Raw genomic sequence first — 19,315 nt, forward strand, 5'->3', positions numbered from 1 at the left:
CGCGCCCTCCTCCTCGGCGGTGTCATCCTCAACGCGGGGACCGCCCCAGCATGCCGGGTTCCAGTCCGCGCAGCGAGGCGTCGAGCACCTCGGCCGTGTGCGCGACCCGGATCTCGCCCTTGCCCGCCCTGCGCACGGCGGCCGCGATCTGCATCGTGCATCCCGGGTTGGCCGACACCAGCACGTCGGCGCCGGCGGCGAGCACCCGCTCGGCCTTGCGGTCGCCCAGCTGTCTGGCCGCCTCGGGCTGCACGAGGTTGTAGGTGCCCGCGGACCCGCAGCAGATCGCGGCCTCCTCGACCTCCCGCAGCTCCAGCTCCGGAATCGCGCGCAGCAGCTCGCGCGGCTGCGCGCGCACGCCCTGGGCGTGGGCCAGATGACAGGCGTCGTGATAGGCGACCGTGACCGGCAGCGGATGGCGTTCGGCGACCGGACCCAGTTCGGCCAGGAACTCCGCCAGGTCGCGGGTCCGCAGCGCCTCGGCGCGGGCCGCCCAGCCGGGCTCGCCGGCCAGCACCTCGGCGTAGTCCTTCATGCTCGATCCGCAGCCCGCCGCGTTCACCACCACGGCGTCCACGGCGGCCCGTTCGAAGGTGGCGATCGTGCGGCGGGCGAACCTGCGCGCCTCGGCCTCGCGGCCCGAGTGCAGCGACAGCGCCCCGCAGCAGCCCTGCCGCGGCGGGATCACCACGTCGCACCCCTCGAGCGCGAGCACCCGGGCCGTCGCCGCGTTGACCTGCGGGAAGAACTCGCCCTGCACGCAGCCGGTGAGCAGCCCGACCCGCGCCCTGCGGCGTCGCCTCGCCCGCACCAGCGGCGGCAGCCTTATGGGCCGGGGGACGCGGGGGGCGAGCTCGGCCATCGCGCCGAGAGAGGGGTGCACCTGCTCGAGGAACGGCTGCAGGCGCCTGCTCAGCCGCATCGGCAGCCGCATCGCCCGCAGCCTGCGCCGGTAGGGGAACAGCGCGAACACCAGCGCCCGGATCGCGCGCTCGTCGGGGCGGCGCACGTGCTCACGCTCGACGACCGCGCGGGTCTGCTCGATCAGCCGGTCGTACCGGACGCCCGACGGGCAGGCGGTGACGCACGCCATGCAGCCCAGGCAGGCGTCGAAGTGGCCGGCCATCGCGTCGGTGAGCGGCGTGCCCTCGACGTGCTGCCCCATGAGGTGGATGCGCCCGCGCGGGGAGTCCATCTCCTCGCCCCACAGCACGTACGTCGGGCAGGTGGGCAGGCAGAACCCACAGTGGACGCAGTCTCTGATCAGCTCGGGATCCATCAGATGCCTCCGACGAAACGACCGGGGGAGAGCCGGCGATCGGGGTCGAACCGCTCCTTGACCCGGCGCATCAGGTGGAGCGCGCCGGCATGCCCCCACCGGTCCAGGCGGCGCGCGGCCTCCGGAGGCGCGGCGAGCACGACGACGCGCCCGCCGAACATCCCCTCGGCGTCGTCGCGCACCAGGCCGGTGAACCCGGCGATCTCATGGGGCAGGCCCCGCAGACCGATGTGCAGGGTCCCGGCGGCGAGCGAGCCGCGGATCGCCGGCCGCGCCCCCGACGCGTCGGCGGCCTGCCGCATAACGGGGAGCAGGTGCGGAAGGGAGGAGACGCCGATCCTGAGCTCCAGCAGCGTGTCGTCGTCCGACGAGGGAAGCCGGTTCCACCAGGGCGGCGGCTCCTCGGCCACCTCCGCCGTGCCGCCCATCGGTTCGCCCATCAGCTCACACAGCGTCTTGCCGCGCTCGGCCGCGGCGGCGCCCTCCACGAGGATCGCCACCGTGCAGGGGCCCTCCACGTCGGGCCAGTCGATCTCCACCGCGCTCGGCTCCAGCGGCGACTCGGTCACCGCGGGGACCGCCGTCAGCAGGACGTCGGCCGCCGACATGACCTGCCCGGTCTCGGTCACCGGCCGTTCGACGGTCGCCGTCACCCAGGCGCGGGCGGCGGGCAGGGGATGGAGGCGGAACGTCGCGTCCGCGATGATCCCGAGCGTGCCGTACGAACCGGTGAACAGCTTGCCGAGGTCGTATCCGGCGACGTTCTTGACGACCTTCCCGCCCGACTTGGCGATCGTGCCGTCGGCGAGCACGACCGTGACGCCGATGAGCAGGTCGCGGGCCGTGCCGTGGCGGAACCTGCGCGGCCCGGCGATGCCGGTGGCAAGCAGCCCGCCGACCGTGGTGCCCGGCACGGGCACGTCGAGCGCGAGCTCCTGACCTTCCTCGGCGAGAGCGCGCGCCAGCGCCTCCACGGTCACCCCGGCCTGCGCCCGGACGACCAGGTCGCCCGCGGCGTGCTCCGGCACCCGGTTCAGGCAGCACAGGTCGACGAGCACGTCGCAGCGGTCGGGCTTGGCGCCCCAGTGCAGCTTGGTGCCGCCGCCCGTCGCGACGGCGGCCAGGTCGTGCGCGGCGCACACCCGCATCACGACCGCGATCTCCTCGGCCGACTCGGGCAGCGCCACCCAGCGCGGCCGCACTCCCGCGACCTCGTCCCCGTCGCCGGCCGCGCGCACGGTCACGCCGGTCGCCTCCAGCGCGTCCCCGACGTCCCGCGTGTCCATCAGAACTGCTCCGCCAATCCGGCTTCGACCAGGGGATGGGCGCCCCTGCGCACTCCCGGCACCTCGCCGCACAGGCGGGGGGTGGGGAAGACCTTGCCCGGGTTGGCCAGCCCCCGGGGATCGAACGCGCACCGCACGAGCTGCATGGTGTCGAGGTCGTCGCCGGTGAACATCCGGGGCATGTAGCGGGCCTTGTCCACGCCGACTCCGTGCTCCCCGGTGATCGACCCGCCGTGCTCGACGCACAGGTCGAGGATGCGCCCGCTGACGGCCTCGGCGCGCTCGGCCTCGCCCGGCACGGAGTCGTCGAACAGCACGAGGGGATGCAGGTTGCCGTCGCCCGCGTGGAAGACGTTGGCCACCCGGATGCCGTACTCCTCCTGCAGCCGGTCGATCCCCGCGAGCACGCGTGGCAGCGCGGTCCGCGGCACCACGCCGTCCTGCACGATGTAGGCCGGGCTGATCCGGCCCACGGCGGCGAACGCCGACTTGCGGCCCTTCCAGATGGCCGCCCGCTCCTCGGCGGAGGCGGCCACCCGGATCTCGAAGGCGCCGCTGTCGCGGCAGATCCGCTCCACGGCCGCGAACTGGTGCTCCACCTCGGCGCGCGGGCCGTCCAGCTCGACCACCAGTACGGCACCCGCCCCGGCGGGGTAGCGGCAGTGCACGGCGGCCTCGGCCGCCTCGATCGCCAGCGCGTCCATCATCTCGATCGCGGCGGGCACGACGCCCGCCGCGATGATCGCCGACACGGCGTGCCCGCCGGCCTCGATGCCGGTGAAGGCGGCGAGCAGGGTCGTGACCGCCTCGGGCGCCCGCGACAGCCGTACGGTGATCTTGGTGGCGATGCCGAGCGTGCCCTCGGAGCCGATGAACGCGCCGAGCAGGTCGTAGCCGGGGTCCTGAGCGGACAGCTCCACGATCTCCCCGTCCGGCGTGACGATCTCGGCGGCGAGCACGTGGTTGACCGTGAAGCCGTACTTGAGGCAGTGCGCGCCGCCCGAGTTCTCCGCCACGTTGCCGCCGATCGAGCAGACCTGCTGGCTGGAGGGGTCGGGGGCGTAGTAGTACCCCTGGCCGCGGACCGCCTCGGTGATCGCCAGGTTCGTCACCCCGGGCTCCACCACGGCCCGGCGGTTCGGAATGTCGATCTCGACGATCCGCCGCATGCGGGAGGTGACGATCAGCACGCCGTCCGTGCGGGGGAGGGCGCCGCCCGACAGGCCGGTGCCCGCCCCGCGGGCGACGAACGGCACGCCGTGCTCGCCGCACAGCCGCACCACCGCGGCGATCTGCTCGGCCCCCTCGGGCAGCACGACCACCCCGGGGGTCGCCCGGTGGTGGGTCAGCCCGTCGCACTCGTAGGTGCGCAGCCGTACGGGGTCGGTGATGACGGCGTCCGGCGGGAGCACGGCCGCCAGCCGTGCCGTCAGCCGTTCGAGCTCGGACATCGGCTCCCGCTTCCCCTCACATCGTCACGGCATCCGTTCGTACGCCGGAAGCGTAAGGAACTCCGCGAAGTCGTCGTCAAGAGCGACCTCCTTGAACAGCGCCGTGGCCTGCGCGTAGAGCTTCTCGTCGTAGCCCGGCCCGGCGGCGATCCCGGCCAGCTCCTCCTCGATGATCCGCTCGACGAGCTCCCGTGTCACCACCGCGCCGGTGTCGGCCAGCGTGATGTCGTTGTGGATCCACTGCCAGACCTGCGAGCGGGAGATCTCCGCGGTCGCGGCGTCCTCCATCAGGTTGTGGATCGCCGCGGCGCCGTTGCCGCCCATCCAGGCCGCCAGGTAGCGCAGGCCGACGTCCACGTTGCTGCGCAGCCCGGCCTCGGTGATCTCGCCCGGGGTCTTGGACACCGACAGCAGGTCCTCGGCCGTGACGTTGACGTCCTCACGCTGCCGGTCGAGCTGGTTGGGCCGGTCGCCGAGCACGCCGTCGAACACCTCGCGGCAGATCGGCACGAGGTCGGGGTGGGCCACCCAGGAGCCGTCGAAGCCGTCGCCGGACTCGCGGGTCTTGTCGGCCCGCACCTTCTCCAGCGCGACCTTGTTGACCTCGGGGTCGCGGCGGGAGGGGATGAAGGCCGCCATGCCGCCGATCGCGTGCGCGCCGCGCTTGTGACAGGTGCGCACCAGCAGTTCGGTGTAGGCCCGCATGAACGGCGCGGTCATCGTCACCGCGTTGCGCTCGGGCAGCAGGAACTCCCGCCCCCGGGTGCGGAACTTCTTGATGACGCTGAACAGGTAGTCCCAGCGGCCGGCGTTGAGCCCCGCGGAGTGCTCGCGCAGCTCGTAGAGGATCTCCTCCATCTCGAACGCGGCCGGGTAGGTCTCGATGAGCACGGTCGCCCGGATCGTCCCCCGGGGGACGCCGAGCAGTTCCTGGGCCCGGACGAACACGTCGTTCCAGAGCCGCGCCTCCAGGTGCGACTCCATCTTCGGCAGGTAGAAGTACGGCCCGCGGCCCTTGCCGATCTGCCGCTTGGCGCAGTGGAAGAAGTAGAGGCCGAAGTCGAGCAGCGACGCCGACATGCGCGCGCCGTCCACCAGGATGTGCTTCTCCGGCAGGTGCCAGCCGCGCGGGCGGACCACGATCGTGGCCAGCTCCTCGTCCGGCCGCAGCGCGTACGTCTTGCCGCCGGCCTCGAAGTCGATCGCACGGTCGAGCGCGTCGCGCAGGTTGAGCTGCCCGTTGATCGTGTTCTCCCAGGTCGGCGAGTTGGCGTCCTCGAAGTCGGCCAGCCAGACCTTGGCACCGGAGTTGAGCGCGTTGATCGTCATCTTGCGGTCGACAGGACCGGTGATCTCGACCCGGCGGTCCTCCAGCCCCGGAGCGGGCGGGGCGACCCGCCACTCGGACTCGCGGACGTGGGCGGTCTCGGGAAGGAAATCGAGCATGCCGCCCGCGGACAGGTCCTCCTGCCGCGCCTGACGCGCGGCGAGCAGTTCTCTGCGCCTGGGGTCGAACTCGCGCTGCAAGGTGGCCACGAAGCCGAGGGCCTCGGGAGTGAGGATCTCGTCGAACCGGTCCAGCAGGGGGCCCTTGATCTCGACGTCTTCCGTCATTTTCCACCTTCCGGAAAAATAGTTCTGAATCGTGGAATCGACGCTACTTCAGGAGGCGGCCGGGGGTCAACGCAAGGGGTTCCTCAGGGGCCGGTCCGGGGATTCCCCGATGAGAGACGCGGCACGCATGGCCGAAGATCGGGGGCATGAGACACAAGACGATGGCCGTCGCGGGGGCCGTTCTGGGCATGAGCCTCGTCGCCACGGCCTGCGACGTGCGGATCGGCTTCGGCGGGCAGGAGGCCGTGGAGTCCTACAACGTGACGGACAAGGTGACCGTGCTCGACGCCCGCACCGGGTCGGGCGACGTCGTGGTAAACGAGAGCGACAGGTCCGGCGTGCACGTCACTGAGACCCTGCACTGGCGCGGGGACAAGCCCGCGAACGGCCATTCCGTCGACGGTGACACGCTCACGCTGGCGTACAAGTGCGGCAACTGCTCGGTGGACTACGAGGTGGAGGTGCCGCGCGGGCTCACCATGAAGATCGACAGCGGGTCGGGAGACATCACGCTGCGCGACCTGACCGGCCAGGTGAACGCATCCACCGGCTCGGGCGACGTCGACGCGCGGGGGCTCGCCGCCACGCAGGTCAACACCCGCACGGGCTCGGGGGACATCACGCTCAGGTTCTCGGCCGTCCCTGCCGACGTGCAGGCCGTGACCGGATCGGGCGACGGCCGGCTCTGGCTGCCGAACGGCGCCTACAACGTGAACGCGTCGACGGGGACCGGCAACCGCAAGATCGAGGTCCTGGACGACGACTCGGCGCCGCACCTGATCACGGTCAGGACCGGATCGGGCGACGCCGAGGTGCACAAGCTGTGATCGCCGTCAGGCGAGCACCGGCTGGTTGGAACGGAAGACGCCGTCGGGGTCGCGCCGGCGCTTGATCTCGCGCAGCCGGGCCAGCGTGTCCGCGTCGAACGCGGAGGCGGCCGTCTCGCCGCCGTTCAGGTAGGTGAACGGCTTGCGCCCGGTCGTGTGCGGCGCCATCGCCCCGGCGATCTCCGCCATCCGCGCGGTGACCGCCTGCCCGCCCTCCGGCGACATGACCGGCCCGATCATGCCCAGCAGGTACGGCTCGTCGATGTGCCCGCACGCCCCGCCGCCGTCGGCGGGCCGGCTCAGCGCGCCGCCCAGGTGGCGCACCTGCACCGTGCCCAAGGGGGCGACGCCGTCCACGGCCGCGAGCAGATCGTCCGCCACGGCGTCGCCGAGCCCGGTCAGCAGTTCGGCGCGGCCCGCGCCGGGCACCGGCTGCGTCGGCTCGGCGCAGATGCCGCCCAGGGCCTCCAGGGGCATCGCCGCGCGTCTGTCGCTCAGCACGCCGGGGATGTCCTCGAACCGCCGCAGCAGGTCGCGCCCCTCCTCCTCGCCGCCCAGGAACGTCGAGTCCACCGCGACCGCGGAGAGCCCGCGCAGCGGCTCGGGCACCTGGGGCGCCGGCGGGAACTTCACCATCGCGAACCAGACGGTCAGCTCCGCGGGCGCCGCCGCGGTCACCTCGCGGTAGGCGGCGAGCACGTCGGGCGTCCGCTCGGCGGGCCACAGCATGCGCCCGCCGTACAGCAGCGGCGCCGGGTGCAGGTCCAGCTCCACCGCCGTCACCAGTGCGAAGTCGCCCCCGCCGCCGCGTAGCGCCCAGAACAGGTCGGGGTCGGAGCCGGCCGTGACGCGGGCCTGTACGCCGTCGGCGCCGACCACCTCGAAGGCGCGTACGGCGCCGGCCGCCCAGCCGTGCCTGCGGGCGAACCACCCGAGCCCGCCGCCCAGGGTGTAGCCGGTGACGCTGACGACGGGAGAGCCGCCGGGCAGGCCGGTGAGCCCGTGCTTGCCGGTCGCCGTCAGCAGCTCGCCCCACTGCACACCGGCCTCGACGCGAGCGGTCCGCCGCTCCGGCAGGACCTCCACGCCGCGCAACCGCCCGGTGCGCAGCAGGATCGTCCCGTCGAGGCGGGTCGTGGCGCCGTGCCCGCTCGGCTGCACCGCGACGGAGAGGCCGGCCAGCCTCGCACAGCGGACCGCGGCGGCGGCGTCGGCCGCGTCCTCGACCTCCACGACCGCGGCCACCCGCTGGTCGACCGCCCGGTTCCACGGCAGTCGCGCGGCCTCGAAGCCGTCGTCGCCGGGGACGAGGACCTGCCCGCGTACCGCACGGCGAAGGTCGGTTCCCAGGGTTGTCACGCTCTCCTCCTGCTGCCTCCGGCGGCGCCGGACGGCCCCGCTCGTGATCAACCCTGCTACATCCCGTCTGCCGATGATTGGTAATCGGCACGGAAAGGTCCTGTCCCACAGGAATCCGAATTCCTGGACATGCATGGCGATGGATCTTCTCCTGCACTACGCGCCCCGGGCCCACGAGATCCATTTACGCCTGGAGCTGGACCACTGCGGGCCGGTGTGCCCGGCTCATGGCAGAACTGGGCGCATAAGAGAGTGCGTACGTCCCGGGGGTCGTGTCACCATCGACGGGAGGCATCCGGGGCCGGGAAGGCATCGGGGTGTCCGACTGTTCTGTCTAGTAGAGATGACATATATGCGAAACGAGCCCGAAGACCTTGCCGTGGGCGATTACGAACTGGAAGAGCGCCAGGCGCTCCGCCGCGTAGCGGGTCTGTCGACAGAGCTCGAAGACATCACCGAAGTCGAGTACCGGCAGCTGCGGCTGGAGCGGGTCGTCCTGGTCGGCGTCTGGGCGGGCGGCACCGCGCTGGACGCGGAGAACTCGCTGCAGGAGCTGAAGCTGCTGGCCGAAACCGCCGGATCGCAGGTGCTGGAGGGCCTTATCCAGCGTCGCGACCGGCCCGACCCCGCCACCTACATCGGATCGGGCAAGGCGATCGAGCTGCGGGACATCGTGGCCGCCAGCGGCGCCGACACCGTGATCTGCGACGGCGAGCTGACCCCCGGCCAGCTCCGCCAGCTCGAAGAGATCGTGAAGGTCAAGGTCATCGACCGGACCGCGCTGATCCTCGACATCTTCGCTCAGCACGCCAAGAGCCGCGAGGGCAAGGCGCAGGTCGAGCTGGCGCAGCTGCAGTACCTGCTGCCGCGCCTGCGAGGCTGGGGTGGCAACCTGTCCCGCCAGGTCGGCGGTCGCGCCGCCGGCGGCGTCGGCATCGGCGGCCGCGGCCCCGGTGAGACCAAGATCGAGCTGGACCGGCGGCGGATCCGCGAGCGGATGGCCAAGCTGCGGCGGCAGATCAAGGAGATGTCGACCGCGCGGCAGACCATGCGGCACCGGCGGCAGGCCCGCGAGGTGCCGGCCGTGGCGATCGCCGGTTACACCAACGCCGGCAAGTCGTCGCTGCTCAACCGGCTGACCGGCGCCGGTGTGCTGGTCGAGGACGCGCTGTTCGCGACCCTCGACCCCACGGTGCGCAGGGCCCGCACGCCCGAGGGCCGGCTGTTCACGCTGGCCGACACGGTCGGTTTCGTACGGCACCTGCCCCACCAGCTCGTCGAGGCGTTCCGCTCGACGCTGGAGGAGGTGGCCGACGCCGACCTGATCCTCCACGTGGTGGACGGGTCGCACGCCGACCCCGAGTCGCAGATCGCGGCCGTCCGCGAGGTGCTGGCCGAGATCGAGGGCGCGCGGGACATCCCGGAGATCGTGGTCGTCAACAAGGCCGACGCCGCCGACCCCGTCGTGCTGACCCGGCTGACGATGAAGGAGCGGCACAGCGTCGTCGTCTCCGCCCGCACCGGGGCCGGGATCGGCGAGCTGATGTCCATGATCGAGCGGGAGCTGCCCCGCCTCGACCACGAGGTCAGGGTGCTGGTGCCGTACGACAGGGGCGACCTGATCGCGCGGGCGCACAGCGAGGGCGAGGTCCTGTCGCTGGAGCACACCGGTGACGGCACGGTCCTGCACGCCCGGGTCTTCGCCGGCCTGTACGCGGAGCTGGACCGGGTGGCGAAGCCCGTCGAGACCGTCTGACGCCTCTCATCGGCGGGCCGCCTTCCGCGTGTCGGTGGCCCGCCGGCGGTTGCCCTTGCTACGATAAGGAAAGCCTAATGGGACCTTATGGCGTGGGTAACAACATGACACCAGGCAGTGCGGTCACCCTTTCCAAGGCGTTCGCGGACATGGGATCGGTCTCGTCGATCCTGATCTCGCCGCAGCGTGTGAGACGACTGATGCGTCGCGATGCACATGAGACCGGCGTACGTTTCTGTCGCTAACCCTGTACATCAAGCCCACCCGTGAAATACCGTAACTGAACTGAATCGCCCGGGTTCGAGATCCCGGCGGTAGTGTCATCGCACAACATCGGTGCGCGATGAGGCAGGAGACCCCCCAATGACGTCCGGACACGAAGCGGACCCGGCGGGCCAGGCGCCCGCAAGCGGGGGCCGTACGTCGTCCCGGGGTGTTTGGCAGGTGGTCCGATGACCGTTCGCCTTCTCACCAACATCGGCCGGCTCTGGACCGGGCACGATGTGTGCAGCAACGCCGCGATCCTGGTGCACAACGACCGGATCGCGTGGGTCGGCCGTGCCGCCGACCTCCCGCAGAGCGTTCCCGGCGTCGTCGACGACATCGTCGACGTCGACCACGTGGAGAACCTCGGCGGTGCGCTCGTCACGCCCGGCCTCATCGACGCGCACACCCACCCCGTGTACGCCGGCAACCGCTATGCGGAGATGGCGATGCGCTCCGGCGGGTCCAGCGCCTCGGCCATCGCGGCGGCGGGTGGCGGCATCGGCTCGACCGTCACCGTGACACGAGGCACCGACCCCTGGACGCTGTGCAACGGGGTCCGCGAGCGGCTGCGCGAGTGGCTGCTCGGCGGCACCACGACCGTCGAGGCCAAGACCGGCTACCACCTGACCCGCGACGGCGAACTGGCCGACGTGCGGCTGCTGCGCGAGCTCGAGAAAGAGCCGATGATGCCGCGGGTCCACGTCACGTTCATGGCCGCCCACGTGGTGCCGCCGGAATACTTCGGCCGCCAGCGCGACTACGTCGAGGCCGTGGCCTCCTGGTGCGCGGACGCCGCGGGCGCCGGGGCCGACAGCGTGGACGTCTACTGCGACGACGGCCACTTCACCGCAGAGGAGGCCCGCTGGGTGCTGGCCTCCGGCCGCAACGTCGGGCTGCTGCCGCGCATCCACGCGGGCGCCTACAACCGGCGCGGCGCCGTCCAGCTCGCGGCCGAGATGGGCTGCGCCTCCGCCGACCTGCTCCACCACGCCTCGGACGAGGACGTCGCCCTGATGGCGAGATACGGCGTGCCCGCCGTCGTCTGCCCGGGCGCGGCCCTGCAGGTGGGCCACCTCCCGCCGGTGCGCCGGTTGCTGGCCCAGGGCGTCCCGATCGCGCTCGGCAGCGACCACAACCCCGGCCACTGCGGCATCACCTCGATGTCCCTGGTCATCAGCCTCGCGGTGGCGGCGTTCGGGATGAGCGTCGGAGACGCCCTGCGGGCCGCCACGCTGGGCGGCGCCCAGGTTCTCGGCGCTCCCGACCGCGGCATCCTCGCTCCCGGTCGCCTGGCCGACATCGTCCAGTGGGACGCCGACCACGAGGGCGCGTTCGCCTGGTCGTTCGGCCTCAAGCCGCGTCGTGTCTGGCGGGGCGGCGTACCGGTCCAGTGACGGCCCGGACCGTCGGCCCGGACCATCGACCCGGGCCATCGGCTCGGCCCTGAAGGTTCACGAAAGGGTTGCCGGGCGATCACCCGCGGGTAATCTCGCGTTATGTCACCATCTGTCGCTGTCGTCACCGATTCCACGGCGTACCTCGGCGCCGAGGCGACCGGCAGATGGAACATCACCGTCGTGCCGGTTCAAGTGATCCTGGGTGATCGCGAGATCGACGACGTGACCCCGTTCGACGCCGGTCTTCTCGCGCACGCCCTCAAGGACCGCTCGCCGATCCTCACCTCGCGCCCGGCTCCCGAGCGCTTCGCGGACGCCTACCGGCGGGCCGCCGCGAACGGCGCCACCGCGATCGTCTCCGTCCACCTGTCCGGCGCGCTGTCCGGCACCGCGGACTCCGCGCGTCTGGCCGCGCGTGAAGCCCCCGTGCCGGTCGAGGTCGTCGACAGCGGGTCGATCGCCATGGGACTCGGCTTCGCCGTGCTGGCCGCCGCGGGAGCGGCCGTGTCGGGGGCCCCGGCCGCCGAGGTGGCCGACGTGGCCCGGCGGCGGGCGGCTGCCGCGAGCACGTTCTTCTACGTCGAGACGCTCGACTACCTGCGGCACGGCGGCCGCATCGGCCGGGTGGCCGGCCTCCTGGGATCAGCGCTGTCGATCAAACCGCTGCTGCGCATGGCCGACGGCGAGATCGGGGTGCTGGAGAAGGTCCGCACCGGCAGCCGCGCCCTCGCCCGCCTGGAGGACCTGGCCGTCGAAGCGGCCGGGGACCAGCCGGTGGACGTGGCCGTGCAGCACCTGATGGCGGCCGAGCGAGCCGAGGCGCTCACCAAGGGCCTGACCGCCCGGCTGCCCAGGCTCGTACGGATGTGGGTGACCGAGATCGGCCCGGTCCTCGGCGCCCACGTCGGTCCCGGCATGCTCGGCGTCACCGTCGCCCCCGCCGCCGTGACCTGAGCCTCCGGACAGGCTGCACACCACCCTCGCCGCGCTGCGCCTTGCTGCTCGGCGCTCCCGAGCCCCGCAGCGCCGCCCCGAGCCGGGCCTCCGCCCCGCTGCGCCGCCGTGCCCGCTTACTCCCATGCCTGAGGGGCCCTCGCCTGGTGGGCCGGCCGGAATTCGGGTTGTCCACAGAATCGCGTTCGGCAGCGTGCGGGGCCTCGGTATGTCCCTACCGTCCATGGCGTGCGAAGCAAGGAGTCTCGCGGGGCCGCACGCGGCATCGTCGGCGAGTCCCGCCTGCGCGGGCTGTTGCGTCCGCTCGATCCGGTCCCCCCGTCCGCCCGCCTGCGGTCGACGCCGTCCCCGCCCGGGCCGCCGCCGTCGTTCGGCGCTCCCCACATCGTCCGTACGGAGACCTACGTGCCCGAGCATCCGACGGGGGCCGATGACGGCCCTTACCACGAGAAGATCTTCGACCTGCCCGAGGAGGTCGCCGATCGGTGGGCAGGACGCCCGGACGGGCCGGGGATGTCCGGGCCGGACCTGCGAACGCGCGGACGGGCGGCTCTCGGTCGTGCTCTGCCACGACTTGATCCGGGCATGCCCGGGCTGCGGGTGCTCGTGGCCGCCGGGCTGCTCGCCGCGGTCGTCACCGGGGTTCTGGCGTGGCGGTCGAAGCCGGTGGCCGAGCCCATCGCCCCGCCGCTCCCGGCCGCCGCGGTCCGCGACCTCGGCCCTGCCTCCGATCACGCCTCCGACTCCGCCGCCGGCTCCGACGGGCCGCCGGGCACGGCGTCGCCCGCGTCGGGTACCGGAGCCGATAGCGGGTCGGGTGCGACGGTCTATGCCGCCGGCGCCGGTGGCCCCACGGCCGCCACCCCCGGTTCACCTGCGCGAGTCGTCGTCTATGTGACGGGCAAGGTGCGCAACCCGGGAGTGTTCGTCCTCGCATCCGGCGCACGGGTCGCCGACGCGATCGAGGCTGCGGGAGGTCTGCGGAAGGGCGCGAAACCGGGTGGGATCAACCTGGCGCGGCGTCTGGTGGACGGTGAGCAGATCGTCGCCGGAAGCGCGGCGACGGCCGGTGCGGGCTCCGCTTCCGTTCCTGACTCGAACATAGCGCCGGGAGCAGGGGTGGTGAACCTCAACACCGCCACCGTCGAGCAACTCGACGCGCTGCCCGGTATCGGCGGCGTGATCGCGCAACGGATCGCCGACTACCGGAACGCGCACGGAGGCTTCCAGAGCGTCGACCAGTTGAAGGAGGTCCCAGGCATCGGAGACAGGAAGTTCGCCGAGATGCGCGACAAGGTCTCCGTGTGACCGCCGTCGGTTTCCCCCACGGCCTGCCCGAGGGCCGAAACAGGCGGGGCAGTGACCTGCCGGGCCTGGAGGATCCGGGTCACGAGGAGCCGGGGCACGACGAGCTGGGGTGTGCCGAGCTGGGGTGTGCCGAGATGGGCAGCGGCCCGTCCAGGCGCGATGAGCCGGGGTGTGTCGAGCCGGAGTGTGCCGAGCCGGGGCGCGGCAGGGCGGTCTCCGGCCCGGCGGCGCTGGCCGCTCCAGCGGTGGCCTCCTGGCTCACGGCGCTCGTGCTGCTCGGCTGCCCCGCCGTCGCGGGAGCGGCCGTGGCGCTGGCCGCGACCGTCGCGGGTGCAGTCACATGGGTGACGACGTCGACCGCCGGGCGGCGCGGCAAGCAGCCAGGCAAGGGACTCGCCGGCACGACGGTAGCACCGGGAGCCGCCGCCAGGATCGCACTGGCGGTGCTCGCGTCCACGGCCGTTACGGCCACGGTGACGGCGTTCACGGTCCACAAGGTGACGACCGGGCCGGTTCCGGACCTGGCCCGCCGGAACCTCACGGTGACCGCCGAAGCCGAGATCACCGACGATCCGCGCATCCGGCCGCACCAGGGCGGGGTGTCCCGTCGGGAGACGGTGGTCGTCCGAGCCCGGATGCTGCTGGTGTCGGCCGTTCGGGAGCGGTACGCCGTGGACGTGCCCGTCGTGCTGCTCGGTCCGGCCGACGGCTGGCGTCCGCTGCTGCCGAGCCAGCGGGTCAGGGTGCGCGGGCGGTTGGGCCCGCCGGAGCCGGGCGAGCCGGTCGCGGCCGTGATGCTCGTCCGGGGGCCGCCCGAGCCGATCGGCTCACCCTCGGCGCTTCAGCGCGCGGCAGGGGTGCTGCGGGCGGGTCTGCGTACGGCGAGTGACGTGCTGCCGCACGACCAGCGCGGGCTGCTGCCCGGCCTGGTCGTCGGCGACGTGTCGCGCCTCGACGAGGAGGTGCGGCTCGACCTGGCGACGGCGGGGCTCGGCCACCTCACCGCCGTGTCCGGCACCAACTTGGCGATCGTGGCGGGCGCCGTGCTGGTGTTCGGGCGCCTCGCCGGGCTGCCCCTGGCCCTCCGGGCCGTCGTCGCGGTCATCGCTATGATTGCGTTCTCGGTCGTGGCGAGGCCGTCGCCGAGCGTGCTGCGCGCTCTCGTCATGGGAACCGTCGCCGCCGTGGCACTCGGCACCGGTCGGACGCGGGACGGGGTGGCCGCCCTGTCGGCGACCGTGCTGGGGCTGATCGTGTTCGATCCCGGGCTGGCCCGCCAGTGGGGCTTCGCACTGTCGGTGTTCGCGACCGGCGGCATCCTGGTCCTCGCGCCCCGATGGCGGGACCGCCTGACGGCACGCCGGATGCCCCGCCTGCTCGCCGAGGCCCTGGCCGTGACCGCCGCGGCGCAGGCGGCGGTCACGCCCCTGCTGGTGCTGATGTCCGGGCGCCTCGACCTGGCGGCGATCCCGGCCAACCTCCTCGCGGAGCCCGCGGTGGCGCCCGCGACGGTGCTGGGGTTCGGGGCCGCCGTGGTCGCTCCCGTGAGCATGGACCTGGCCCGGCTGCTGGTGCGCCCTGCCGGGTGGGCGGTGGGCTGGATCATCGCGGTGGCGCAGCGGGCAGCGGACCTTCCGTTCGCGTCGGCGGAGTGGCTCGGGGGAGCGGCGGGTGTGGCCGCGCTGGCGGCGGCGGCCGTCGCGGGATGGTTCGTCCTGCGGGGCCGTGCGCGAAGACGCCTGGTGGCGGCGCTGTCCGCGGGCGCGCTGCTCGCCGCGCTCGTGGCCATGCCGGTGGTGTCGCCCTGGCCGCCGCCGGGATGGCTGCTGGTCGTCTGCGACGTCGGCCAGGGGGACGCCCTGGCGCTGGCGGCCGGTCCCGGCCGGGCCGTGGTGGTCGACACCGGGCCGCAGCCGGGCCCCGCCGATCGGTGCCTGCGCGCCCTCGGGGTCCGGCAGGTGCCGCTCGTGGTCCTGACCCATCCCCATCTCGACCACGTCGGCGGGCTGCCGGGCGTGCTGCGCCGCCGCGCGGTGGGGGCGGTGGTCGTGAGCCCGACCCGCGTGCCCGAGGGCGAGGCCGGGCGCGTCTCCGCACAGCTCAGGACGGCGCGTATTCCGGAATGGCAGGCGGTCCCCGGGATGCGGTGGCGGTTCGGACCGAGCGAGATCACCGTGCTCGCCCCCGAGCCCGGTATGGCGTCACAGGGCCCCGGCGAGGGGGCGACGTCCAACAACGCCAGCGTCGTGCTGCTGGTCCGCTGGTTCGACCCGGCCACGGCGCCACGCGACCGGTCGGCGGCACAGCGCGACATGCCTACGGCGCAGCGCGATTGGCCTACGGCGCAGCGTGATTCGCCTACGGCGCAGCGCGACACGCTTGCGGCACTGGACGACCGGTCGGCGACGCCGGGCTATACGCCTGCGGCACTGGGTGAGGCCGCGGATCCCGGAGCGGGGGCAGAGGCCGGAGCGCGGCCGGTGCCGGGGCAGGCTCTGCGGTCGGCTCTGGGACCGCTTCTGGGGGCTGCCCTGCTCGCCGGCGACCTGGAGACGGAGGCGCAGGAAGCCTTGGTGCGGCGCGGCCTGCCACGGGTCGACGTGCTTAAAGTGCCTCATCACGGGTCGTCACGACAGGCACCGGCCTTCCTCGCCGCCACGGGCGCGCGGGCCGCCCTCATCAGCGTCGGCGCGGTCAACGACTACGGGCATCCTGCCCCGCTGACGCTGCGGCGGCTGCGCTTGCTGGGCATGCGCCCCTACCGCACCGACCTGTCGGGGGACATCGCCCTCGTCGCCACCCACAACGGCCTCGCCGTGGTCGTGCGGGGCAAAGGAGCGCGCGCCAGGTGAGGAGGCGAGGGCGGGGCGACGGTGGGTGTGCCCCTGCCGCCCGGGACGTGGCATGCTGCCTGACATGGCGAACCCAGCACCTGTGACCCTGGTCGTCGGCGACGAGGAGTTCCTGGCCGATCGCGCCGTCGGCTCCATCGTGGCGGCGGTACGCGCCGAGGATCCGGGGGCGGAGCTGCACGACCTTCAGGGGAGCAAGGTGGAGCCGGGGGAGCTGACCGGGCTCGCTTCCCCCTCGTTGTTCGGCGACCGCTCGATCATCGTGATCCGCGGGGCACAGGACCTCTCGAAGGACGTCATCGCCGAGATCGTGAAATACACCGCCCATCCGGCCGACGACGTGGTGCTGGTGCTGGCCCACCCCGGCGGGGTCAAGGGGAAGGCCCTGGTGGACGGTGTGAAGAAGGCGGGCGCGGACGTCGTCTCCGTGTCCAAGGTGACGAAGGCGGGAGAGCGGCTCGACTTCATCAAGGCCGAGGTCCGCAGGGAGGGCCGCTCCATCGCGCCCGCCGCCGCACAGGCGCTGCTCGACGCCGTGGGCAGCGACCTGCGCGAACTGGCGGCCGCCTGTAGTCAGCTCGCCTTCGACACCGAGGGCAAGAACCTCGACGAGGCGGCGGTCGCGAAGTACTACCGGGGACGCGCTGAGGTCAGCGGCTTCACAATCGCCGACCTGGCGATCGAGGGCCGTCTGGGGGAGGCGCTCGAACAGGTCCGGTGGGCCGTCGCCACGGGTGTGGCGCCGGTGCTGATCGTCAGCGCGCTCGCGGGAGGGCTGCGCTCGCTCGCCAAGGTGGGCGGCGCGCCCCGCAACCTGCGCGGTGGGCAGCTCGCGAGCCATGTGGGCATGCCACCGTGGAAGATCGACCGGGTGAAGCGCCAGCTGGCCGGCTGGGGGCCGGAGGGGATCTCCGCCGCGCTGCAGGCCGTGGCCACCGCCGACGAGCAGGTCAAGGGCGGCGGCACCGACCCGGCGTACGCGCTGGAGAAGGCCGTCCACACGATCGTGGCCAGTCGAACCAAGCGCTGACTTCAGCCGTCTCGGCTCGGGTCGTGGCCGAGAACGCCGACACGCCCGGAGCCGGTCGCCACGCTGCTCCCGGGGGTTCGCTGCCCGCGTCTATCGGTCAGGCGTGCCGGGGTTCTCCATGCGAAGCAGCATTCGCTTGAGCAGCGCCGCGAGGACGTCCTGGTCGTCCGGCCCCAGAACGCCCACCATCGCGTCCTCGACCTCGCCGCGCAGATCCATCGCCTTGAGCCAGATCGCGCGGCCCGCGCTCGTCAGCTCCACGTCCACCCGGCGGCGGTCCTCCACACTGCGGACGCGCCGGACGAGCCCCGCCTTCTCCAGGGTGTCCAGGCGGCCCGTCATGCCGGCCGGAGAGACCTTCAACTCGGCGGCGAGCTCGGACGGGGTGGCGCGGCCGCCCTCTCCCCGGGCGCCGAGCCAATGCAGGGTCTCGTACTCGAAGTCCTGCAGGCCCACCGCGGCGAGCGCGCTGTCCTTCGTCTGAGCCAGGTGCTTCACCAGGAACTGCATGCGCGTGACGATCGCCTCCACGCGCTCGTCGAAGGGCGCCTTCCCGCGCCACCGCGCGATGTGCCGGTCCACCGAGTCGTCCACGCGACAATCCTACGCCACATAAAAATACGTTGACGAAAGATTCGCTGACGAAATACCTTGCTCGCATGATTGCACGTCTGGTCGCCGGGCGGACGGTCGCGGCGCTCGCCACCGCCCTCATCCCCACGGGGCTCACCCTCGCCGTCATCAGGGTGACCGGCTCCGCCCTCGATCTCGGCGTCGTCCTCGCCGCCGAGGTGCTGCCCATGCTCCTGCTGCTCCCGGTCGGCGGAGTGGTCGCGGACCGCTTCCCGCCGAGGCGGGTGATCCTCGTGGCCGACCTGGTCCGCTGCGCCGCCCAGGTGACCCTGGGAGCGCTGCTCCTCCTCGGGCACCCCGCCATCGCGGTGATGGCGGGACTCGCGGCGCTCACCGGAGCCGCGGTGGCCTTCGGTGTCCCGGCGGTGTCACCGCTGGTCGTCGGAGTGGTGCCGGCGGAGCGCCGACTGCGGGTGAACGCCCACATCGGAGTGGCCGGCGGCGTCGCCCAGATCGCCGGCCCCGCGCTCGCCGGAGGCCTGACGCTGTGGCTCGGGCCGGGATGGTCCTTCCTGCTGACCGGGGTCCTGTTCGCCGGATCGGCGGTCACGCTGGGCGGCCTGGTCACGGCTCCCCGGCCGGCGACCGGACGCGCTCACTTCCTCGGAGACCTGCGGGAAGGGTGGCGAGAGGCGCGGCGGCACCGCTGGTTCCTGATCAGCGTGGCCGGGCACGGCGTCTGGCACCTCGGGGCGGGCATCCTGCTGACCCTCGGTCCCGTCATCGCCGTACGCAGCCTGGGCGGGGAGTCGGTCTGGGTGGTCGTCGCGCAGGCGGGAACGGTGGCGACGGTGCTCGGCGTCTTCGCCGCCCCGAGGCTGCGGATCCGGCGGCCCCTCGCCGTGGTGGCGGTCGGGGCCGCGGTCTACGCGTGCCCGCTCGCCGCCTTCGCGTTCTCCACCGCGTTGCCCGCGCCGGTCGTGGTCGTGACCGCCGCGTACGTCGTCGCCATGCTGGGCCTGGGGACCTTGATGCCGCTGTGGGAGACGGTGGTGCAACAGCGCGTGGAGCCGCAGGCCCTCGGCCGGGTGGACTCGTTCGACGCTCTCATCTCCTACGCGGCACGGCCTCTCGGGCTCGCGGCGGCCGCGCCGGTCGCCGCCTGGGCGGGCGCCGCGGCTCCGCTGCTCACGGCGGCGGCGCTGGTGGCCGTGGTCAACCTGGCCGTGCTCGCCCTGCCCGAGGTCCGGCAGCGTACGACGGAGGAGGCGGCACAGCCCGTGCCCGTCTGACGTGCGCCAATCATTCCCGCTGATGCCGTCAGCGGGCACGCGAAAAAGCCGCGCCACGTCGGGGGCGGGC

At 73.0% G+C, this 19,315-nt stretch carries 14 protein-coding genes; 8 read left to right on the forward strand and 6 right to left on the reverse strand.

From position 1 onward, the window contains the following. Positions 1 to 28: 28 nt before the first annotated feature. The 4 genes from BXA11_RS23135 to aceB are packed head-to-tail and all read right to left on the reverse strand — an operon-like array spanning position 29 to position 5,630. Complete coding sequence (locus BXA11_RS23135) at positions 29 to 1,279, reverse strand: (Fe-S)-binding protein (protein WP_076437772.1); 1,251 nt, start codon at positions 1,277 to 1,279, stop codon at positions 29 to 31. Further along, positions 1,279 to 2,565, reverse strand: coding sequence for an FAD-binding oxidoreductase (locus tag BXA11_RS23140; protein ID WP_076437775.1), 1,287 nt, complete (start codon positions 2,563 to 2,565; stop codon positions 1,279 to 1,281). The genes BXA11_RS23135 and BXA11_RS23140 overlap by 1 nt, the downstream gene beginning before the upstream one ends. After that, positions 2,565 to 4,016, reverse strand: a complete 1,452-nt coding sequence (locus tag BXA11_RS23145; protein ID WP_076437778.1) for an FAD-linked oxidase C-terminal domain-containing protein — start codon at positions 4,014 to 4,016, stop codon at positions 2,565 to 2,567. Before BXA11_RS23145 ends, BXA11_RS23140 begins: the two co-directional genes overlap by 1 nt. Positions 4,017 to 4,040: 24 nt before the next feature. Then, positions 4,041 to 5,630 carry a malate synthase A gene (aceB, locus tag BXA11_RS23150; protein ID WP_030506433.1) on the reverse strand — a complete coding sequence of 530 codons (1,590 nt, stop codon included), beginning with the start codon at positions 5,628 to 5,630 and terminating at the stop codon, positions 4,041 to 4,043. 146 nt (positions 5,631 to 5,776) lie between these two features. On the opposite strand from aceB, the gene BXA11_RS23155 reads away from it, so the two are divergent. Next, positions 5,777 to 6,457: a DUF4097 family beta strand repeat-containing protein gene (locus BXA11_RS23155; protein WP_076437782.1), complete on the forward strand. Its 681-nt coding sequence runs from the start codon at positions 5,777 to 5,779 to the stop codon at positions 6,455 to 6,457. 6 nt (positions 6,458 to 6,463) lie between these two features. On the opposite strand, the gene BXA11_RS23160 is transcribed toward BXA11_RS23155, so the two are convergent. Beyond that, positions 6,464 to 7,816 (reverse strand): FAD-binding oxidoreductase, encoded by a 1,353-nt coding sequence (locus BXA11_RS23160; protein ID WP_239104950.1) that lies wholly within the window; start codon positions 7,814 to 7,816, stop codon positions 6,464 to 6,466. 352 nt (positions 7,817 to 8,168) lie between these two features. Here BXA11_RS23160 and hflX point away from each other — a divergent pair, with 352 nt between their 5' ends. The 6 genes from hflX to holA all read left to right on the forward strand — a co-directional run bounded on the left by hflX (position 8,169) and on the right by holA (position 17,380). Continuing rightward, positions 8,169 to 9,572, forward strand: a complete 1,404-nt coding sequence (gene hflX, locus BXA11_RS23165; protein ID WP_036405305.1) for a GTPase HflX — start codon at positions 8,169 to 8,171, stop codon at positions 9,570 to 9,572. Between the two features lie 452 nt (positions 9,573 to 10,024). Next, on the forward strand, positions 10,025 to 11,233 hold the full coding sequence (gene hutI, locus BXA11_RS23170; RefSeq protein ID WP_030506429.1) for an imidazolonepropionase: 1,209 nt from the start codon (positions 10,025 to 10,027) through the stop codon (positions 11,231 to 11,233). 102 nt (positions 11,234 to 11,335) lie between these two features. Beyond that, a complete protein-coding gene (locus BXA11_RS23175) occupies positions 11,336 to 12,190 on the forward strand; it encodes a DegV family protein (protein ID WP_076437785.1) in 855 nt (284 codons plus the stop codon). 228 nt (positions 12,191 to 12,418) lie between these two features. Beyond that, positions 12,419 to 13,498, forward strand: a complete 1,080-nt coding sequence (locus tag BXA11_RS44000; protein ID WP_076437787.1) for a ComEA family DNA-binding protein — start codon at positions 12,419 to 12,421, stop codon at positions 13,496 to 13,498. After that, on the forward strand, positions 13,495 to 16,350 hold the full coding sequence (locus tag BXA11_RS23185; protein ID WP_076437790.1) for a ComEC/Rec2 family competence protein: 2,856 nt from the start codon (positions 13,495 to 13,497) through the stop codon (positions 16,348 to 16,350). The genes BXA11_RS44000 and BXA11_RS23185 overlap by 4 nt, the downstream gene beginning before the upstream one ends. Before the next feature lie 64 nt (positions 16,351 to 16,414). After that, positions 16,415 to 17,380: a DNA polymerase III subunit delta gene (gene holA, locus BXA11_RS23190; RefSeq protein WP_204053611.1), complete on the forward strand. Its 966-nt coding sequence runs from the start codon at positions 16,415 to 16,417 to the stop codon at positions 17,378 to 17,380. 90 nt (positions 17,381 to 17,470) lie between these two features. Here holA and BXA11_RS23195 read toward each other — a convergent pair whose 3' ends face one another. Then, entirely contained in the window at positions 17,471 to 17,974 is a 504-nt protein-coding gene (locus tag BXA11_RS23195) for a MarR family winged helix-turn-helix transcriptional regulator (protein ID WP_076437796.1), read from the reverse strand. Positions 17,975 to 18,039: 65 nt separating this feature from the next. Here BXA11_RS23195 and BXA11_RS23200 point away from each other — a divergent pair, with 65 nt between their 5' ends. Next, a complete protein-coding gene (locus BXA11_RS23200; RefSeq protein ID WP_076437799.1) occupies positions 18,040 to 19,245 on the forward strand; it encodes an MFS transporter in 1,206 nt (401 codons plus the stop codon). The last annotated feature ends 70 nt before the right edge of the window (positions 19,246 to 19,315 follow it).

Source organism: Microbispora rosea (assembly GCF_900156315.1).
Taxonomy (GTDB): Bacteria; Actinomycetota; Actinomycetes; order Streptosporangiales; family Streptosporangiaceae; genus Microbispora; species Microbispora rosea.